The sequence below is a fragment of the Magnetococcales bacterium genome (genome assembly GCA_015231925.1).
In the GTDB taxonomy this organism is placed as follows: Bacteria; Pseudomonadota; Magnetococcia; order Magnetococcales; family JADGAQ01; genus JADGAQ01.
Genome location: JADGAQ010000002.1, coordinates 23386 through 44114 on the forward strand (window position 1 = coordinate 23386; position 20729 = coordinate 44114).

At 56.6% G+C, this 20729-nt stretch carries 15 protein-coding genes and 1 CRISPR repeat array; of the genes, 12 read left to right on the forward strand and 3 right to left on the reverse strand.

Annotated elements, in window-relative coordinates:
• Nucleotides 1-17: 17 nt before the first annotated feature.
• Nucleotides 18-158 carry a hypothetical protein gene (locus HQL56_00495; protein ID MBF0307992.1) on the reverse strand — a complete coding sequence of 47 codons (141 nt, stop codon included), beginning with the start codon at nt 156-158 and terminating at the stop codon, nt 18-20.
• 36 nt (nt 159-194) lie between these two features.
• On the opposite strand from HQL56_00495, the gene cas10 reads away from it, so the two are divergent.
• From cas10 to HQL56_00545, 10 genes are all read left to right on the forward strand, one after another.
• Nucleotides 195-2717 carry a type III-A CRISPR-associated protein Cas10/Csm1 gene (gene cas10, locus HQL56_00500; protein ID MBF0307993.1) on the forward strand — a complete coding sequence of 841 codons (2523 nt, stop codon included), beginning with the start codon at nt 195-197 and terminating at the stop codon, nt 2715-2717.
• Nucleotides 2718-3098, forward strand: a complete 381-nt coding sequence (csm2, locus tag HQL56_00505; protein MBF0307994.1) for a type III-A CRISPR-associated protein Csm2 — start codon at nt 2718-2720, stop codon at nt 3096-3098. It begins immediately after the preceding gene.
• A 10-nt stretch (nt 3099-3108) separates the two neighbouring features.
• Nucleotides 3109-3825: a type III-A CRISPR-associated RAMP protein Csm3 gene (gene csm3 / locus HQL56_00510; GenBank protein MBF0307995.1), complete on the forward strand. Its 717-nt coding sequence runs from the start codon at nt 3109-3111 to the stop codon at nt 3823-3825.
• Entirely contained in the window at nt 3822-4727 is a 906-nt protein-coding gene (locus tag HQL56_00515; protein MBF0307996.1) for a CRISPR-associated protein Csm7, read from the forward strand. The genes csm3 and HQL56_00515 overlap by 4 nt, the downstream gene beginning before the upstream one ends.
• A 13-nt stretch (nt 4728-4740) precedes the next feature.
• Nucleotides 4741-5913, forward strand: coding sequence for a type III-A CRISPR-associated RAMP protein Csm5 (csm5, locus tag HQL56_00520; protein ID MBF0307997.1), 1173 nt, complete (start codon nt 4741-4743; stop codon nt 5911-5913).
• Nucleotides 5910-6851, forward strand: coding sequence for a CRISPR system precrRNA processing endoribonuclease RAMP protein Cas6 (cas6, locus tag HQL56_00525; GenBank protein MBF0307998.1), 942 nt, complete (start codon nt 5910-5912; stop codon nt 6849-6851). Before csm5 ends, cas6 begins: the two co-directional genes overlap by 4 nt.
• A gap of 89 nt (nt 6852-6940) precedes the next feature.
• Nucleotides 6941-7084 (forward strand): CRISPR-associated endonuclease Cas2, encoded by a 144-nt coding sequence (locus HQL56_00530; protein MBF0307999.1) that lies wholly within the window; start codon nt 6941-6943, stop codon nt 7082-7084.
• Between the two features lie 350 nt (nt 7085-7434).
• Nucleotides 7435-8938: a CRISPR direct-repeat array (repeat unit 35 nt; unit sequence TTAAGTCATCGCCCCGCTCGATAGGGGATTGAAAC).
• A gap of 55 nt (nt 8939-8993) precedes the next feature.
• Nucleotides 8994-9221, forward strand: coding sequence for a hypothetical protein (locus tag HQL56_00535; protein MBF0308000.1), 228 nt, complete (start codon nt 8994-8996; stop codon nt 9219-9221).
• Between the two features lie 2 nt (nt 9222-9223).
• Nucleotides 9224-9598 (forward strand): type II toxin-antitoxin system HicB family antitoxin, encoded by a 375-nt coding sequence (locus HQL56_00540; GenBank protein MBF0308001.1) that lies wholly within the window; start codon nt 9224-9226, stop codon nt 9596-9598.
• Between the two features lie 487 nt (nt 9599-10085).
• Entirely contained in the window at nt 10086-11789 is a 1704-nt protein-coding gene (locus HQL56_00545; GenBank protein MBF0308002.1) for a glutamine--tRNA ligase/YqeY domain fusion protein, read from the forward strand.
• 458 nt (nt 11790-12247) lie between these two features.
• Here the strand turns inward: HQL56_00545 and HQL56_00550 are convergent, their stop codons facing one another.
• On the reverse strand, nt 12248-14857 hold the full coding sequence (locus HQL56_00550; GenBank protein MBF0308003.1) for a bacteriohemerythrin: 2610 nt from the start codon (nt 14855-14857) through the stop codon (nt 12248-12250).
• Nucleotides 14858-15092: 235 nt separating this feature from the next.
• On the opposite strand from HQL56_00550, the gene HQL56_00555 reads away from it, so the two are divergent.
• Together HQL56_00555 and HQL56_00560 are read left to right on the forward strand one after the other, a co-directional pair.
• Nucleotides 15093-17183 carry a bacteriohemerythrin gene (locus HQL56_00555; GenBank protein MBF0308004.1) on the forward strand — a complete coding sequence of 697 codons (2091 nt, stop codon included), beginning with the start codon at nt 15093-15095 and terminating at the stop codon, nt 17181-17183.
• Nucleotides 17184-18084: 901 nt separating this feature from the next.
• The gene (locus HQL56_00560; protein MBF0308005.1) at nt 18085-18663 is read left to right on the forward strand and encodes a DUF2062 domain-containing protein; all 579 of its coding nucleotides are present in this window, start codon (nt 18085-18087) and stop codon (nt 18661-18663) included.
• 278 nt (nt 18664-18941) lie between these two features.
• On the opposite strand, the gene HQL56_00565 is transcribed toward HQL56_00560, so the two are convergent.
• The gene (locus HQL56_00565; GenBank protein MBF0308006.1) at nt 18942-20675 is read right to left on the reverse strand and encodes a diguanylate cyclase; all 1734 of its coding nucleotides are present in this window, start codon (nt 20673-20675) and stop codon (nt 18942-18944) included.
• Between the last annotated feature and the right edge of the window lie 54 nt (nt 20676-20729).

Here is a 20729-nt window from a genome sequence, read left to right on the forward strand (position 1 = left end):
CATCATTTTGAGTCACATTATTTATCAGCAGGATCAAGAGCCGCCTGTTCTTTCATCCGGCGCCGTATTTCAATTGAAATGGCTGTTTTGATGGTATACAACGCCTTATCAGGAGCCTGCGGCGCGGGTTCCGGCGGCTGAACAGAATAATTATCCAATCGATTTCGTTCCTCCCACTATTGGGAAGGAGTGCCATGAATATTCAGAATGCCAACCTCTTGGAAGCGTCGAGCCGCGTGGCTTTCGCGGCTCTGGTGCATGATCTGGGAAAGTTCGCCGAACGCGCCGAGATGGCCGTTGCCAAGGCGGAAATAGATCAGAGGAAAAAAGATTATTGTCCAAAAGGTTCTTCAAAATACACCCACGCCCACGCCGCCTATTCCGCCCTGGCCCTACAGGCTCTCAAGGGGATGCTGCCCGACTTCCAATCGGGAGACATGTTCCCTTTCGACACGTCGAACGAAACCCTGATCGCCGCTGCCGCCGGGCATCACGAGCCCAAAACGTCCCTGCAACGCATCGTGGCCATCGCCGACCGCCTGGCCTCGGGATTCGAGCGCAGCAACTTCACAGAATACGAGCGACTCCAGGAAGGAGATGCCCCCAACGGTGTGGGACTGCATCGCGCCCGGCAATGGCCGATGCTGGAGACCATTTATCCGGATCAGCAGAATTTGAAGGAACCCAAACAACGTTTCCCCCTGAAGGCCCTGGCTCCGGAAACCCTTTTCCCCGGAGGGTGGAATCCGGGAACTCCAGACGAGGCCAAGGCCGAGTACCGGGAGCTGTGGGACGCTTTCATCTCCAAGTTGGAAACCCTCTCCCATCGCAACCGTCTACCCTTGTGGCTCGACCATTTCGACAGCCTGTTCCTCACCTTCACCCACGCCATCCCCTCGGCCACGGTGAGTCGTGAGAATGGACGTTTCACCAAAATCCCCACCGATGTCTCGCTTTACGACCACTCCAAGGCGGTGGCGGCTTTGGCGGTGGCGCTGTGGCGTTATCACCTGGAAAACGGCACGGTGGAGGAGGTCTTTTCCAAGTCCAAATGGAACCACTGGGACGAACACGACGTAGCGGAATTTCTGCTGATTCAGGGTGACTTCTCCGGCATTCAGGCCTTCATTTTCGACAGCGCGGAATCCACCTCCAAGGCGGCCAAACGGTTGCGGGGTCGCTCCTTCATGGTTTCGCTGCTGACGGAGCTGGCGGCGTTGAAGGTGCTGGAGACCCTGGAGCTGCCGTCCACCAGCCAGATCATCAACGCGGCGGGCCGGTTTCTCATCGTGGCTCCCAATCGGGAGACGGTGCAGCAAAAACTGGAAGGGGTGCGTCGCGAGCTGGACGAGTGGTTTTTGCAGCAAACCTTCGGGCAAAGCGGCATCGCTCTGGTGACCACGGAGGCCAGCCGGCAGGATTTCCATAAAGAGAGGTTCGCCGCCCTGATGGATCGGTTGTTTGTCGATGCCCAGCGCCGTAAACGGCAGCGGTTTGGCCTGTGCGGCGAGACACCTCCTGCACCGATCTTCGAAGCGGTGGACTATCCCAACGGGCCCTGCGTCGTGGATGGACACAAACCCGGAGAGATCCTGGCGGAGGGCAAATACCGCTGTCGGCTGTGCAACGATCAGATCACGGCAGGTGATCAACTGGTCAAGCAGAATCTCCTGTTGATCGGATACACCGTTCCGCAAGAATTACCCGCCCTGGAAGCCAGCTATTTCGGCTATCGGGTTGCTTTCGCCAGAGAAGAGAAAGGTGGGGATTGGCTGCGGGTGTGGGATTTCGCCCTGCCCGAAGCGGATGGGAAGACTCCCTTGTGGAACGGCTACGCCCGGCGGGCCATCAATGCCCATGTGCCCCGGAATGAGTCGGGCGAACTCCTCGATTTCGAAACGATTGCCAAAACGGCCATTGTGCCGGATGAATCGGGCAATCCTCGCGGTGTGGCCGCTCTGGGCATTCTCAAAGGCGATGTGGACAATCTGGGAGCGATTTTCCGCAAGGGGCTGGAGCATCCCACCTTTGCCCGCATGGCGGGTTTGAGCCGACAGGTCAATGCCTTTTTCGCCATCTGGCTGCCCTGGTGGTGTTCCAAAGAGTTTCCCAATACCTACACGGTCTTCGCCGGGGGGGATGACTTCTTTCTCATCGGCCCCTGGCTTGAACAGATTCATCTGGCGCGGGAGATTTGCAAAGCCTTGAGGCTATACGGCGGGAAGAATCCTAAGGTGCATCTTTCCGCCGGTCTGGTGATGACCAAACCGGACCTGCCGGTTCCCGCTTTGGACAGCCTTGCGGAGGAGGCGTTACAACACGCCAAGAACCATGCTGACAAAACCAAGAACGCCATCACCTGCTGGAACCGCACCGTCTCCTGGCAGGTTTTCGAGGAGATGATGCAGGCGGAAGAAGAGCTGACAACCCTGACGGCTCTGCTGGCCGAAGAGAAGGTGGAGATGAGTTCCGGCTATCTCTACTCCCTGTTGGATCTTTGCGACAGGGCGGAAAGCCCCCGCCCGGAAGATCAGCTCTGGCGCTCCTGGTTCGTCTACCGCACCTGGCGATTCGTGGTGGATCGCCTGCCGGAAGAAAAGCGGGAGCCATATTACAAGGATGAGTTTGTCGCCAAGATCGGCAAGCGGCTCCTCTGCCGCAGCGGCGATTACAAAATAGCCCTGTTCACCCATCTTTATCAGCGACGGGAGGCGTGAGTGAATACTACCGGAATTATTCTGAACAATATTCAGAAAGATTTATTTGATGGGGTCGCCGAGAGGGTAGCCAAGGATCTGGCTGCAAATCGGCAATCCAATAAACCTACTCAATTGCGTCGTTTTTATGACGAGATTTGTCAATGGACGGAAAAAGTCGATGGCAAGGACGAGACTTACAAAACATTAAGCCCATTCATTCATATGCTGAACGCCAAGACAGCCTATGCCTTTGGTCGAAACAAACTGGTTGATGCCAACTTTGTAGAATTGATCCGTTACTGCCTGAACCAGGTCAATAATGCCGAAACCCTCGGCAATTTCAAACTCTTCATGGAAGCGGTGATGGGATTTTATAAATACGAGCGGCCCGGCAACTGAGGAACAGACCATGAAACTGACCCACATCGACGAAATCTCCGGGCAACTCCTTCTGTGCAGCGGGTTGCATATCGGCAGCGGCAACACCGAAATGCACATCGGCGGTTCGGACAATCCCGTGATCAAACATCCCCACACCAACCGACCCTACATTCCGGGCAGCAGCCTGAAAGGCAAAATCCGCAGCCTGCTGGAATGGCGTGTTGGGGGCAAGGCGATACTCGACGGAAAACCGATGAGTTATGGCAAACTTCAACAGCTTCCGGACGATGACCGCCCGGATGCCCTGACCATTCTCAAACTGTTCGGCAATTCCGCCGGTGAGAAGTTAAAAGATGAAGTGTACCAGGAAATCGGCCTTCCCCGCTTGATCTTTCGGGACTGCATGCTTTCGGATGAATGGGTAACATCCGTTAATAACAAAAAGCTTTCTCTGACTGAAACCAAGATGGAAAACACCATCAACCGGGTTAGCGGTGTGGCGGAACACCCCCGCAGCATGGAGCGGGTTCCGGCGGGAGCGATATTCAATTTTTGCCTGGTGATCCGGCGATTCGGCGAGGAGGAGGAATTGCACGATCTCCTTTTCAAGGGTTTGAAACTGCTGGAGATGGACAGCCTGGGTGGTTCGGGTTCCCGCGGTTACGGCCGGGTTGAATTCAAACTGCATGCCCCGTGGCAGGAGAAACTCGACAAGACCAACCCCTGGAGTGACAACGGCAAATGAACACCCTGCTGATCACCCTGGAGCCCTTGACGGCTTTTGCCACGCCGTTGCACGGGGACACCCTCTTCGGGCAACTCTGCTGGGCGTTGCGCAATCGTCAGGGCGAAGCCTGGCTGGTGGAGCGGCTGCGGGGATACACCGCCAACGACCCCTTTCTGGTGGTTGGGGATGCGTTTCCCGAAGGGCACTTTCCCCGTCCCCGAAAACCCTCGAAGGGTTTTCAGAGCAAGGAAAATCGTCAGCAGGTCTGGTTGCCCCGCCGGGAGTGGGGATTGGACTGTGTGACTGAGGAGGCGATCTGGGGCAAGGACAAAACCCGCATCGAGCGGCCCCAGCCCCACAACAGCATCCATCGCCTGAGCGGAACCACGGGCGAGGGAGAGCAAGGGTTTGCGCCGTTCGTCACCCGGCAAATCTGGTTTCCCGAAGGAGCCCGCCTGGAGGTGTGGCTGCTTCACGATGCGGATCGCTTGCCGGAGGAGACGCTGCACACCGCGTTGAGCGATATCGGACAGTTGGGTTTTGGCAAGGAGGCTTCGAGGGGACTCGGCAAATACCGGGTGACTGCCATGCAACCCACCCCCCTGCCCCGACAGGAAGGCTGCAACGCCTGGCTGACCCTGGGAAGTTGCGCCCCCCAAGGGTGCGGTTTCGACGCCGCCAACAGTTTTTATGAGCTTTTCACCCGTTTCGGTCGTCACGGGGATTGGCCGGCGCTGAGCGGACAACCCTTCAAGAAACCGATCCTGATGGCCGGTGCCGGCGCGGTGCTGACCCCCGCCGTGTGGCGGGATGTCCGCTTCGTCGGGCAGGGTTTGGGTGGCGAGGGCAAGCTGTCGAAGGTCATTGCGGATACCGTGCATCAAGGCTACTGCCCGGTAGTGGGCATTCGGGTGGATTGACGGGAGGGAAAAGATGGCTGAACGATTTTTACAATCCCATCGTCTGGTGATTTCCACCCTTTCACCAGTCCACATCGGTTGCGGGGAGGATTACGAACCCACCAACTACGTTATTGATGACAACAATAATACGTTGCACTATTTCGAACCAAGCGACCTTTTGACGCTGCCGCAATGGCCGGAACGGCGTCAAGAATTGCTCAACCTGGTTACCCGACAGGGAGGAAGCCAGGTGGTTCGCGGCATACAGACCTTTTTCCACAAACTGCGCAAGGAAATCGCCCCCCTTTCCAGACATCAGGTAAGCGTTTCCCAAGGAATTATGGACTCTTACAAGGAACGTATCGGGCAAGTGGCGCAGCGGGAGTTCGGCAACAAGGAGACCCTCAACTCTCTGGGAATCCAACGCGGGTATTACCACCCCCACTCCGGTCAACCGATTCTTCCCGGCAGCAGTTTGAAAGGAGCCGTGCGCACGGCCTTGCTGAATCACGCCCATGGGGGCCAGAAGTTGAAACAGCCTGCTCTGGCGGAGCAACGCACCAATTGGAAAAAGCTCTCCCCGCTTGATGTGACGTTACGGAATTTTCATGGAGATTTTCACGCCGATCCCCTGCGCCTGATAAAGATTACCGACAGCACCCCATTCCCCACCGAGAAGATCAAACCGCTCATCTGCTTTGCCGTCAATCGGAGCAAACGGCCCGACGATACGAAAGAGCGGCCCTTTCAAATGAGGGAATGCCTTCCCGGAATGGCCAAAAAGGCTGTAGAGGCCGAGTTGATTTTGCATGATGTGGGTGCGCTGCGCTCCGAGAAGTTACCGGCCGTGCGTCCGACCATGGAAGAGATTGTGAAACGCTGCAATGACTATTATCTGCATCGGTTGCAGGAGAGTTTGAAACTGCCGGGTGTAGATAAAGAATGGATCAACAAGATTCAAAGGTCTTTAGATAGAAATATCTGGAGGCTTCAAGAGGGAGACTCTTTTTTGCTGCGTCTGGGCATGGGCAGCGGGTCCGAAAGCATTACGCTCGATGGAGCAAGACATATTCATCAGCCACAACATAGACAGTGGGTGGAAAAGCCCTCGACGGTCTGGCTGTTTTCCGAGATGGGCAAGGATGCAAGGGAGGGGCTGTTACCTTTTGGCTGGGTGCTGGTGGCCTGGGATAAACGGCCATGACGATCTATTCCCTTCCCCTGGCGCGATACCGTCTGGAGTGGCGGGTGGAGACACCGTTGCGCTTGCCGGAGTATGCCGGATCAGCGTTGCGGGGGGTGTTTGGCGCGGCTCTGCGGGGGCTGGCCTGTATCACTCGGGAAAGGGAGTGTCCGGGTTGCGGCCTTTTGCGCACCTGCCCCTATTCCCTGATCTTCGAAACCCCTGCCCCACTGGTGGCCGAAGGGGAAAAAGGCTTTGCGGTGACACCCAATCCCTACATTATCGAGCCGCCGCCCTGGGGGGTGCGGGAGTATGGTGTCGGGGAGGCGTTGGTGTTTCATCTGGTGCTGGTGGGACGGGCGTTGGGCCATTTGCCCCTGCTGATATTGGCCTGGCAACGCGCCCTTGGCCGGGGTGTCGGGGCGGGAGATGGCAAAGCCGAGTTGCAACAGGTGGTGCTGGAAAGGTCGAACGGCGAAGAGGTGGTTTTTCGGCGGGAGGAAGGGCTGCTGCGCGACCACGACACGCAGGTTGTCGTGCCATCCTGGCCGGGACAGGAGGCTCTCACTCTGCATCTGCTCACCCCGGTCCGCATTCAGCGCGACGGTTCGCCTCTCGGTCCGGGACGCCTCACGCCACGGGATCTGCTGGTGGGGTTGATGCGTCGTATCGGTCAGATGGCTCATCTACATGCGGATGTCGACCCGGAGATCGATTACTCGGAGCTGTCCCGGCAGGCGGGTTTGATTCCGTGTCATGGCAACCTCGCCTGGCGGGACTGGACACGCCGTTCCGCCCGACAGCAGCAAACCATGGCCTTGGGCGGTGTCGTCGGTCGATGGACTTTGACGGGTGATCTGCAACCTTTCTGGCCGTTTCTTTATCTGGGGCAGTGGTTGCATGTGGGCAAAAATGCCACCTTCGGGTTGGGTGGGTACCAACTTGAAACGCAGGTTTGATGAATATCGACGAGGATGAGGCGTTTGTTAATCATCGCTCCGTTTGATAGGGGATTGTAACGGTTCTGACGGGGGAGCTTCAAGCCAGAATGGCGGAAGAGGTTAAAGAGCGCATCCGTGGGACGGACGATGCGGTGCAGATTTATCCGCTTTGTGCCAATTGTGCGGCCAAGGTGCAACGTTTGGGCAACGCCTGTGAGGCTCCTGGTGAGGAGGTGGTATTCGTGGTTTAATGGCAGGCAGGGGATTTTTCAGAAAAATTATTTTTTTATCTTTTGACCTTCAATATGTTTCCTTTAAATAGTAAAAAAAGAAAATGTTCTGTCCGTGGCCTTTTCCTTTGATTATCCTTTTCAAATAATATATAATATCTAGCATCGATGTATCGAGATGTAGTCGTAACCCCGAAAACCCGATTTTCGACCGGGGGTTACGACAAGACCCAACCCGTTGGAAAATAAGAATGTTTACAATCCCGCACTTTCTTTTCACCAGAAAAACCGGGGGCACGGTATGCCAGATGAAACGGTTACGAAAATGTGGTCAATTTCCGATGGAAAATCAGGTAAATGTAGCATGGTCTCCTTAAGTCATCGCCCCGCTTGATAGGGGATTGAAACAGTTCGATATCGGAGCGGGTCTCGAAGTCCAAGTGTAAAACGGCCTTAAGTCATCGCCCCGCTTGATAGGGGATTGAAACTGTTTGAAAGCTTCCAGAAGGTCGCTCAACGCTCCCCTTAAGTCATCGCCCCGCTTGATAGGGGATTGAAACGTTGTCCATCAATAAAGACCAGTGCGCGACGAATTTCCCCTTAAGTCATCGCCCCGCTTGATAGGGGATTGAAACAGTTGATTGCCTCGTCCATCCGGGTGATGGCTGCATCTCCTTAAGTCATCGCCCCGCTTGATAGGGGATTGAAACACATCGAACATACGTGTCTTCATAGGTGTAACAAGCGCATCCCTTAAGTCATCGCCCCGCTTGATAGGGGATTGAAGCCGTCAAGAGGGGTGTCGCGTCACTCACCGTGGCTCGGATCTCCTTAAGTCATCACCCCGCTTGATAGGGGATTGAAACACCAGATGCCCCGGCAGGATCCCGGACCGATAGACGCACCTTTAAGTCATCGCCCCGCTCGATAGGGGATTGAAAACACAAACTTTACAGCGTTCGCTACGTTATCACAAAACTCTTTAAGTCATCGCCCCGCTCGATAGGGGATTGAAACACGTCAGCGTCTTGGATGATTTCGAGTTCCTTCACTTCCTGATCTTTAAGTCATCGCCCCGCTCGATAGGGGATTGAAACGGCAACCCAACATCATCCACCCCGACATTCTCCACCCGATGCTTTAAGTCATCGCCCCGCTCGATAGGGGATTGAAACAGAAAGAAAAAGCGAGCGCCGCTGGTTGTTTCGACATAGTGCCTTTAAGTCATCGCCCCGCTCGATAGGGGATTGAAACGCCTCACGGTCAATCCCATCGACCGCCCGAAGGCACCAGACTTTAAGTCATCGCCCCGCTCGATAGGGGATTGAAACCTACGCTCCGCCGGATTGGCTGTATCCATGGCCATTGCCTTTAAGTCATCGCCCCGCTCGATAGGGGATTGAAACCACTTCCGGCCCCCTCGGCGAAGGTGTAATCCTTCACCAGTTCCTTAAGTCATCGCCCCGCTCGATAGGGGATTGAAACTCAACCAGTGCAATGATTGACTCGTCAACATACTCTACAATCCTTAAGTCATCGCCCCGCTCGATAGGGGATTGAAACGATGCGCCCTGCGCGCCGGTCAAAACGCCGTTTTCGGCTTCCTTAAGTCATCGCCCCGCTCGATAGGGGATTGAAACTTTTTTCGTTTGGCATGCGCCTGAAATATTCTTCCGCAGTTGCCTTAAGTCATCGCCCCGCTCGATAGGGGATTGAAACTCTGCCGGGCAGGCGGCCGGATCCCACAGTGTGCCGATACACCTTAAGTCATCGCCCCGCTTGATAGGGGATTGAAACTCAGGGTCGTAGCCGAAATCTGAACAAAAATCCTCGAAAGACCTTAAGTCATCGCTCCGCTTGATAGGGGATAAACCGCAGAGACGGCTTTATTCTGTTGACTTATAGTACTAGGTACGATATCATCACTGCCATGAACACCTCCGCCAAACTCCTTGATGCCATGCAGACCAACCCCACCGACTGGAGGATCACCCAATTGCAGACGGTGGCCCAGCAGTACGGGATCACCTGGCGGCACAAGGGGACAAGCCATTGTTATTTCATGCGTGAAGACGGAGCCGTCCTTTCTGTGCCAGCCCAGCGCCCCATCAAACCGATCTACATCAAAAAATTCATTCTGTTCGTGAAAGGGGGCTGACCGTGTATAAACCCGAAGATTACCCCTTCGAAATCAGGCCACTGGATCCGGAAGAAGGCGGCGGCTACCTGATCTCCTTCCCGGACTTCTGCGAATGCCTCTCGGACGGCGAAACACCGGCGGAAGCGATTGAAAACGGCTTGGATGCCCTGCGAGGCCTGATCACACTCTTTGTGGAAGAGGGACGCCCCCTACCAGCACCCCTGTCCGGCGGCTTTTCCGGAAAATTCGTGGCCAGAGTTCCCAAAACCCTGCATGCCCATCTCTCCGCCAGAGCCAAAGCGGAAGGGGTCAGTCTGAATACGCTGGTGGTGGCCCTGATCGCCGAAGGACTGGGAAGACGGGAGGCGGGAGAGATCCGAAGCCGTTCTGCATGATAAATAGTGGTCAACCGGATACCATCCGGCGGGTGTGGCGAAAACGGTATCGTTCGATGGGCAATCGACAGGAGCAGGAGACGACCCTTGAAGAATTCTATCGGTTTTATTTAGGATCGATATAAAATATTATAAGTATGATTTTGACCGATTGATCCATATTTATTAAAAAGATTAATAAAAGATACATTCCAAAGTCAAAGGATAGAACGTTTTCTTTTTTTGATACTTAAAAGATAAATATTGAAAGGCCACGGGTTCATTTATCCCGGATCGTCACGGATTCCACTTGCCATTTCTGTCAATTCGTCATAATAAAACCCCGACGAAGGTGCAGAGGATCCCCTCCCCCAGGCTTCGATCCCGTCAATCCGCATTCCGGCGCTATCTTTGCAATGCAAAACCTTCGAGACCGGAGAAAATCCGGCTACAATGACATCGTCGAACCCGGATAACCCGAACTGCCTTTCATGGAAGGTGCGTGGTCATGCAAGACGCCAAAACCCCTGGGACCGCCCCCGACTTCATCCGCTCCATCATTCGCGACGACCTGCTGGCAGGCCGACACCACCGGGTGGTGAGCCGCTTCCCCCCCGAGCCCAACGGCTACCTCCACATCGGTCACGCCAAATCGATCTGCCTCAACTTCGGCGTGGCCCAGGAGTTCCCGGGTAGCTGGTGCAACATGCGCTTCGACGACACCAACCCCGCCAAGGAAAACCCGGAATACGTGCGCGCCATCCAGGAAGACGTCGCCTGGCTGGGCTTCGCCTGGCACGGACCCGTGCGCTTCACCTCCGACTACTTCGAACAGCTCTACACCTACGCCGAAGAGCTGATCGTCAAAGGATTGGCCTACGTCTGCGACCTCAACGCCGACCAGATTCGCGCCACCCGCGGCACCCTGACCGAGCCGGGACAAGCCTCCCCCTTCCGGGATCGCACCGTGGAAGAAAACCTCGACCTCTTCCGTCGCATGCGCGTCGGAGAGTTCGAAGACGGCAGCCGCCTGCTGCGCGCTCGCATCGATATGGCCTCCCCCAACATCAACATGCGGGATCCCGCCCTCTATCGCATTCGCCGGCTGACCCACCATCAGACCGGGGATCGCTGGTGCATCTATCCCACTTACGACTATTCCCACCCCATCTCCGATGCCCTCGAAGGCGTCACCCACTCCCTCTGCACCCTGGAGTTCGAAGACCACCGGCCCCTCTACGACTGGATCCTGGCCAACGTCTCCGTGCCCTGCCGCCCCCGGCAGATCGAGTTCTCCCGGTTGGAGATGGAATACACCGTCCTCTCCAAACGCAAACTCAACACCCTGGTCAACGAAGGCTACGTCAGCGGCTGGGATGATCCCCGCATGCCGACCCTCGCCGGTTTGCGTCGTCGCGGTTACACCCCGGAGGCCATTCGCACCTTCTGTCAACGCATCGGCATCACCAAATCCGCCGGAACCGTGGAGATGGCCCTGCTGGAAAGCTGCCTGCGCGAGGATCTGGAAGTGCGGGCGCCTCGGGCCATGGCGGTCTTGCGTCCCTTGAAGATCGTGCTGGAGAACTTCCCCAAAAAAGGCGTGGAAGAGATTCAGGCCCCGATTCATCCCCAAAAACCGGAAATGGGTCAGCGCACCCTGCCCTTCACCCGCGAGATCTACATCGATCGCAACGACTTCCGCGAAGAGGCTCCCAAGCAGTTCAAGCGGCTGTTGCCGGGTGGAGAGGTTCGGCTGCGCAATGCCTATGTGATTCGCTGCGAAAAGGTGATCAAGGATCCGGTGACCAAGGAGATCGTGGAGTTGCGTTGCACCTACGATCCGCACACCTTGTCGGCCAATCCCGAAGGGCGCAAGGTGCGGGGCGTGATTCACTGGGTATCGGCCTCACGTTCCCATGCGGCGACGGTGCGCCTGTATGACCGGTTGTTCACCCATGCCGATCCGGGTGCGGGTTTGGCGGCGGGGCAGGATTTCACCGCCCGGCTTAATGCGGATTCGTTGCAGGTGTTGGAGAATGCGCGTTTGGAGGAGAGTCTGGGTGGGGCCAGGCGGGGGGTTTCGTATCAGTTCGAGCGGGAGGGGTATTTCGTGCTGGATGCCGATTCAACCCCGGAGATGCCGGTGTTCAATCGCACGGTGGCCTTGAAGGACTCCTGGGCCAGGATTTCCGGCAGACCGGAAGAGGAATGAGCCGTTGCCGTTCAATATGTTTCCTTTAAGTATCAAAAAAAGGAAATGTTCTGTCCGTTGACGTGGCCTTGAGCGGGTCGAAGCCAAAAGGAAAGCGCAGCAACCCGATTCCCCGCACGACCTTGGTGAACACTTCGACCCGCCGGAGGGGGCAAAGGGAGGGACTCACCCTCCCCCTCCTTGAACTCACCACCCATAATAAGCCATAGCCTGTTCCAAGCAAAACTTTCGGATCAAACTCAAATCGCGGCGGAATGGCCACGTCCCAAAAGGATGGGGAGGATGAAGCCCTCCCCTTGCCCCCTCCGGCGGGTCGAAGATGGGACAGGGTTTGGAAGACGGTGCGGAGTTGGGCACTTCTCCTTTTGGCTTCGACCCGCCAAAGGCCAAGGCCACGTCAAAGGACAGAACATTTCCTTTTTTTGATACTTAAAGGCAACATATTGAACGGCAACTGCTTAATAAATACATTTATTGTTCAAGAACGCCGCATACTGCCGGTCCTCTTCTAAAATATGATGAACCAACCAATCCGTAAAGAAGCTGCGGAAATCCTCCTTGGCCACTCCCCCACCCTTCAAGACCGCCCAATAGCCCACCACCCTCTCCACCAACCGTCGATGATGCTCCCGATGCACCGCCAACCCCGGATATCCATAAAGCGCCATCAACGCCTCCTCTTCCGCGAAATGATACCGGGTATAATCCATCAACGCCTGAAAGGCCCGCTCCAAAGGCGGCATCTCCCCCGCCCGCTGCATCTCGATAATGCCGTTGGCAATCTCCACCAAGGTCTTGTGCTGCGTGTCCATGCGCAAGACATGCACACTGAACTCCTCCCGCCAACGCAACACCTCCCGATCATTGCCGGCATGCACAATCTGCAAGGTGCGCCGCGTATACGACTCGAACAACTTCCAGCGAATGACGGGAATGTCCTTCAGCAACTCCCCATCCACCTGATAAACCTCCGTCTCCTCCTCCACCTCCAGCCGGAACAGACACGGCAGACTGAATAACGCCCCCTCCTCCCCGAAATAGGCCCCGCGTTCCAGCATATCCAGAAACTCACTGCCCACCAAACGCCGCAACCGCCCGCTGCGCACCAGATTGAGACTGGTCAGATCCTGACAGGTGATGCGCTCCCCCGGACGAAACCGCTTGACCCGCGCCCGATCCAATATCTGACTGAGTACCGGATAGGAAACCCCCTCCCCAAACAGCGTCGTGGTCTGGAAAAAGGACCACTTCTCCCATAACGCCTCGATCTTGGGCAACAAACCATTCAGCCGAACCAACTCCAGATAAAGCCTGCCGGGAATCCGCAACACCTGCACATAACTGGCCGCCCGATAGGTGGCCGGCGAGATTTGATGATGCAGACACGACTTCTCCCCGATCAACGCCCCCGCCGACAGCCGACTCTGCACATTGTCCCGGGAGATGATGCGCTCCACCACCCCACCCAGAATCAACAACACATTGCCCGCCCGAGTGCCCTCCCGCAAAATGATGCTGCCCGGATTGAACTCCTCCAGATCGTTGTTGAGCAGAATGCGCACCTGATGCACCGGCATGTCCGGAAAATAGATGCGCAAATGCTCGAAAGCCCCACGGCGCGTGAAATCGGACTTGCCCACGATGAGAATGTCGGAGGTGCCATACGGCGCCGAAGAGCCGATCTCCTTCTCCTCGGAAGTCAACGGCCGCGCCACATGCGCCAACAAAATCTTGCCCGAGGCATCCTGCCGGAAATCCTTGGCCTGCCCGTGAATCAACCCCCCGCCAATGTCGATCTTCTTCAAATCGGCGGGCGTCAGATAGGCCTCCTCCACCCGATTGTAAAACTCCCGACTCACCCCCGGAACAGAAGTGTCCGCCGTGATCATGCCCCGCAACAAATCCAACGGAACGATATCGGCAAAATGGGCATAGGTCTTGTAACCATTGGCCCACAGGGTGCGAAACAGAAAGATGGAGGTCTCCACCGGATGAGGCGAGAAGATAGGCTTGACCTCCACCCCTTCGATGTCATTCCACACATCGAAGGTCAAATCACAAATGTCGAAGAAATCCCGAAAACGCTCCTCCTCCATGGAAAGGAGCGCGGCAATCTTCTTCTCCGTCGAGGCCCGCACCAGCGGCGTGGCGAAATAACGGATGCGATGACCCGCCTGCATGAGAGTGGTGATGCCGGCAAAGTGGTCATCATGGGCATGGGTGTGGAAAATGCCCTCCACTTCATCAAGCCCCACCCCCAACGCCGTGAGATTCTGCGCCAGATTGGGACCCGCATCCACCAGGAAGATGCGGCCTTGAAAAACCAGAATGCTTGACATGGCGGGACGATTGACATCCCAACCATCCCCCTCCCCGGAGTGAATAATAGAGAAGTAGTCCCGCACCAGACGCTGATGCACCAGCGGATAGGGGGTTTCGTACTGCTCCCGCGGGGAGAGATTGAGATCCACCGCCACCTCCTCCTCCTGAAAGCGGAAGACGTAGTGGTTGGTGGCGGTGCGCCGGATGAAAAGACCGTTGCGGATTTCCACCTCCGTCTGCTCCACCAGACAGGTGTCGAGCAGCTCCTGGGAGGGACGAATGCGCCCGAAGGCAAAACGCAGCTTGAGACGCATTTGCTCCTGCGCCGCCTCCCGGGAGAGCCCGGCCTGCATCAGCTCCTCCAGGGAAACCAGCCCGTAATTGCCGCGATAGATGTATTGCAACTGGGCGTTGACCTGCTGCGGCAACCCGATGAGCAGCGGCTTGGCCCCGGTATTGTTGGGATGCCCCGGCAGAATCATGCCCTGTTTGTAGAGCATCTGCAGCACGGGAAACTCACTCAAATTGGCGAAATCCCCGTTCTGCAACATGGTGTCGGAGAGCAGAATGGCGTTGGGCCCGCTTTCGCACGGCACCCCCTGCTTCTCCTTCTGCAGGATGAGACCCCGCTTGATCAGATGCTTGACGCTGTCGGCGGGACATCCGCACAAAATGCGCAGATCGGCCAACGGGGCCTCCACCCAGTAGATGCCTTGGGATACCGCAATTTTATGGAGTTTCTCCATGCCATCCACCCGCGTCGTTCTTTGGAAGTGGAACTTTATCTATTTTCCAGTCGATATACTGTGCCGCAATTGCCGTCGGGATACAATACCGGTTTCGGTGCCGGGCAATCGCTTGTAACGACGGGGGACCGGCGGACCCCCGTCGTTACCAATCCCACCCGTTTTGCCGCGCAACAGAGCCCAGGTTGCCTATTGTTGCGGAAGAGGGTAACCTTACCCCAGGAGGTGGGCTGCCATGGTCAGTCATAAGGAACTGGAACAGGTTGAATTGTTTCGCGGGATGAATCTCAAAGTGATCCGCAAGGGATTACGGGGTTCGCGCGTCACCGAACTTGCCGGTGGCCAGGTGCTTCTCTCACCGGACCACGACAATCATCGCCTGTTCGTTCTGCTCTCCGGACGCCTCGCCATCCATTTCGACCGCCGCGAGCCCCCCGAACGCTACATCGAACCCGGCGGCGCCGTCGGCGAAAGCTCCCTGCTGGAACGCTCCCGCCCCTCGGCCTTCGTCATCGTGGTGGAACCTTCACGGGTGCTGGAAATCACCGAGGAGGATCTCTGGTCCCTGATGCGCCTTGACGGCACCGCCGCCGTCAACCTGCTGAAAACCTTGATCACCTGGATGAAATCCAACACCGGAAAGGTGATGGCCAAACAACAGAAGCTGATGCAGAGCGAAGCCCGCATCCGCTCCATTCTGGAAACCGCCGTTCACGGCATCATCGTCATCAACGAAGCCGGATTGATCGAATCCTTCAATCTGGCGGCGGAAAAGATGTTCGGCTATGGCGCACAAGAGGTTTACGGCAAAAACGTCAACCTGTTGATGCCCTCCCCCGATGCCGAAAACCACGACGGCTACCTGGACCGCTATCGGGAAACCGGGGTGAAGCGCATCCTGGGCAACGGCCGGGAGCTGTTGGGCAAACGCAAGGACGGCACCCTCTTTCCCATCGAACTCTCGGTCAGCGAGGTGCCCCTGCCCCAGGGTCGGCTCTTCACCGGCGTGGTCATCGACATCACCGCCCGCAAGGAGGCCCAGGAGCGTCTGCAAGCCCTGCACAACGCCGCCGACCGTTTCGTGCCCCACCGCTTCATCGAACTGCTTGGCAAGCCGGACATCACCGGCGTGGCCCTCGGCGACAGCATCGAAGCCTCGATGACGGTCCTCTTCTCCGATATCCGCGGCTTCACCTCCCTTTGCGAGGTGATGACCCCTCACGAGGTCTTTCTCTTCATCAACGGCTACCTGAAACGCATGGAACCGCCGATTCAACAACACGGCGGCGTCATCGACAAGTTCATCGGGGACGCCATCATGGCCCTCTTCCCTGCCTCGCCCGATGAAGCGGTCCAGGCGGCCCTGGCCATGTGCCAGGAGGTGGACCGATACAATCTGGAACGCATCCACTACCAGAAACTGCCCCTGCGCATGGGCATCGGTCTCAATACCGGCCGGGTGATGCTGGGTACCATCGGCGGTCGGGAACGCATGGAAAACACCGTGATCGGCGACGTGGTCAACATCGCCTCCCGCATGGAAGGCCTGACCAATCAGTACGAAACACGCCTGCTGATCACCCACGAAACCCGTTTCCACCTGCAGCATCCGGAACGCTTCTCCATGCGCCTGATCGACTATCTCCGACCACGGGGACGGCAGATGCCGGTGCTGGTTTACGAAGTCTTCGATACCGATGTCGACTCCCTCCGGCACGAGAAACAGATCACCCGCACCCAGTTCGAGGAGGCGGTGGCCCTCTTCCATCTCGGCGAACTGACCGCGGCCCACGACCTCTTCCTGACCTGCCAAACCCATGGCGGACGGGATCCGGTGGCCAAGATCTATCTGGAACGCATCGCCACCTATCTCAAGGAAGGGCGTCTTCCCAACGGGGGATCCGCCGGTCGAGCCATGCTCTGGACCCCGGAACTGGCCATCGGGGTGGAAAATATCGATAGCCAACACCGTCAGATCATGGAAATGGCCTCTCGGGTGGAAGCGGCTCTCCATTCCCGTCATACCCGGGAGGTTCTGCTCGAATCCATGAACTTCCTGATGGATTACACCCTCAACCATTTCAGTGAAGAAGAGACGTTGATGGAGAAATGGGGCTATCCCGCCATGGCTCTGCATCGCGCCAAACATCGCGCCTTCACCGTCGACTTCCAGCGTCTCCGGGACGAAATGGCCGGATCGGATCATCGGGAGGCCTATCTGCTGTTCCGCCTGCAGTCGCTGCTTTTCGACTGGCTGGTCAACCACATCGCCCGGGAAGATCAGAAAATTGGCGTCTACCTGCGTGGCGGAGCGTCAACGGATTGAGGCTTTGTTGGCACTTTTTGCCGAAGGCTGGTTGACACACCGCGCGGCAGAAAATGTTTCTGTAATGATAACAATGGGATAAATCAATATTCAATTATTGGCCCGGCACTTGCTACATAATAAACAAACCGAGGAACGGTGCTCTGGTTGCAGGCTCCAAGAAACTGATCTACTCAATCGACACTAAACGAACGAGCTCTGGAAGCCCACTGCGACGAATGCATTTGTCCCCTTCGGAACCCGTCCAGCTCCCCCAGAGGGAGACGACACCACCCGGATCTGCGAAGATCCGGGTTTTTTTATGCCACAATCTTTTGACTTTCAATATGTTATCTTTTAAATATCAAAAAAAGGAAATGTTCTGTCCTTTGACTTTTCGTGACCATTCACTCCTCCTATTTCTCCCCAGCCCCCGAGGGGCCATCTGGTCGGGGGGCTGGACGGAAACGGATGGGGCAAAGGACAGAACATTTCCTTTTTTGGATACGTATACCGTGTCTACTTTGGAATACATAATTTTTCTGTATCTGTTCAAGTATACGGGGGTTTGGAGGGGATTACCCCCCCCCAACGGGTCCAGGGCAGCGCCCTGGGACTTTTCCTTTCGCCGTTGACTTCGTCATATCGCGCTGCGCGGGATCCTGAATAGTTATAGAAAAATTACGCATTCCAAAATGGACACGGTATAAATGAATGAAAAATAAAAAGTCAAAGGATAGAACATTTCCTTTTATTGATACTTAAAAGATAACATATTGAAAGTCAAATGATTAAAATATATTTCCGCTTGGCTGCAGGAGCATTGCCACACCTCCCCCAACAGGTGAGGCGTTGCCCCAAACACCCTCAAGGAGGATAATGCTCCCCCCGGCCCACGAATGCTCGAAAACGATCGGATCCCATGGAAAAACCGCACTGGACTTGGCGCTACGCACGCATTCAATGGTGGAAACGCATCATGCGCCCCATGGTTCGTTCCCCCCACCCCCCGGAATATCAAGCCCGGGCCTCCTTCTGGGGCCTGGTGGTCAACTTCACCCCCTCCATCGGCTTCCAACTGCCCATGGTGGCCGCCATCTGGGCCATCTCCCGCACCTTGCGCAAAGAGTGGGATTTCAACTTCCCCCTGGCCTTCGCCTGGACCTGGATCACCAACCCCGCCACCGCCGCCCCCCTCTACTACCTGTTTCTGGTCACCGGACGCTTCATGCTGGGCGAGTGGGACAACCCCAACATGGACTTCGAGGCCTTTCGCAATCTCTTCGGGGAAGTCTTTCGGGAAGGTGGCGCGGAAACAAGCTGGTGGCAGGTGATGCTGGACCAGATGACCCAGCTTTGGCATCACTTCGGCTTTCCCATGGTGGTGGGTTCCCTGCCCTGGGCCCTGTTCAGCGGCTGGGTCGGCTATGTCTGGACGTTGCGCTTTCTCAAAGCCTACCACGCCCGCCGGGCAAGGATGTCGAATCAGGCTTCCCTGTAATTTATCTTTCGACTTTCAATATGTTATCCTCTAAGTATCAAAAAAAGGAAATGTTCTATCCTTTGACTTTGCGCCGCATGATGGTGTCAACGGCGTATGGAAAAGTCCCAGGGTGCTGCCCTGGACCCGTCTGAGGGGAGTAATCCACTACGTATATCTGAACAGATATAAATCATAAAGTCAAAGGACAGAACATTGCCTTTTTTTGATACTTGAAGGATAACATATTGAAAGTCAAAGAATTACGGTAACACTGCCATCGGGGTCGGGCCTGAACATCAGGAGGCGTTGTCCAACCGCTCTTCCATGCCCTCTTCATACATCTGGAAGTCGTTGCGACCCCGCTTTTTGACGGCATACATGGCCATATCGGCCTTCTTGACCAGTTCCTCCGGCGTATGGCCGCTCTTGGGAAAAAGCGCCGCCCCCACGGAAGATCCGATGCGGCAGGTATTGCCTTTCAGCTCGAAGGGTTCGTTGAGGGCATCGATGATCTTGCGGGCCACCAGGGCCACCGCGTCCCCGTCCGTCACCACCGAGAGCAGCAGAACGAACTCGTCCCCACCCAACCGCGCCAGGGTGTCGGCATCGCGCAGGCAACTGCGAATGCGCCGGGAGACCTCCCGCAACAGCATATCGCCGATATCGTGGCCCAGAGAGTCGTTGACCTGTTTGAAGCGGTCCAGATCCATGAACAACACCGCAAGCGTTTTCTGCTCCCGTTGGGCGCGGGCCAGGGTGCGTTCCAGCAACTCCAGGAAGAGTACCCGATTGGGCAAACCCGTCAGGGGATCGTGATGGGCCATGAAACGCAGCTTCTCCTCCGCCTCCCGCAGGCGCTGTTCCATCTGACGCCGCTCGATGATGCCCGCCAGGGTGATGGCAATGGTGGAGAGAAAGGCCACCTCCTCCGAGGTTTGCTGATGATTGTGGGGCACATACAGGTTGAGTACCCCCAGCAGTCGCTGGTTGGAAAGCAGGGGAATGCAGTAGTGGCCGTGTTCGCTGATGCCCTGAAAGGTGACATCGTGGCGATGGTCCAGGGCGTTGGCGAAGACCAGTTCCCGGGTTTCCGCCGCCCGACCGCACAAACAGTATCCCGGCGGAATGCGGGCGCAGGCCGTGAGCAGATGGCGGTGCAGACCCCGCTGACTGGCGATGACCAGATCCCCGGTCTGGGGGTCCACCAGAAAGATGGATCCCTTGTATTCCACCGCCAGCCAGGAGACGGAAAGCACGATGTCCAGCGCCACTTCCAACTGCCGGCTGAGGGTCAATGGCTCCAGACCCGTCTCCAGCAACGCGGTGATGGCCAGCCGGGAAGCCTGACTGCGCAGCTCCCGACGCTCCTCCTCCCGTCGGCGGGAGATGTCGCGAAAAACCACCACCGCTCCGGTCGGCACGCCATTTTCCATGATCGGCGAGCTGGTATAATCCACCGGAAAGCTGCTGCCATCTTTCCGCCAAAAACAATCCCGATCCGTTTGACGCGGTTTTCCGGTGTGAATGGAGGCATAAATCTGACACTCCTCCTTGGGATAGGGAGAACCGTCCCGATGGGAATGGTGCAGAATTTCATGCTGATGGTGCCCGATCAGATCGTCCCGGGTCCAACCCGTCATGCGGATGGCGGCTTGATTGACGAAGGTGGTGTTGCCGTACTGATCGACTCCGTAAATGCCTTCCGCCGCCGCGTTCAAAATCAGTTCGGTGCGATGGTGCAGGGTCTCCAGGGTGGAGCTTTGTTCGTCCAGACGCATGGCAAGGCGGCGGAAGTGGCCCGACAGGTAGATCAGATAGCCCAATCCCACCAGAATGGAGAGCAGAAAGAGGTTACCCCAATGGCGATCCATCTTCTGACGCAGCCATTGGTCCGACAAATGGGCGAACGGATCGATCTCCAGATGCACCAATACGGCATCACCCAGGGTAACCAGGAGCAGTCCCAGGCCGACATGCAACAGAAAGCGTTTCATTGTATAGGTATGTACCGTCAAACCGACTTGGGCCATGGCCCTTGTGTCCCGATCCCCCCCCCGGGTTCCAGGATCTCTTTCCCGGGGTAA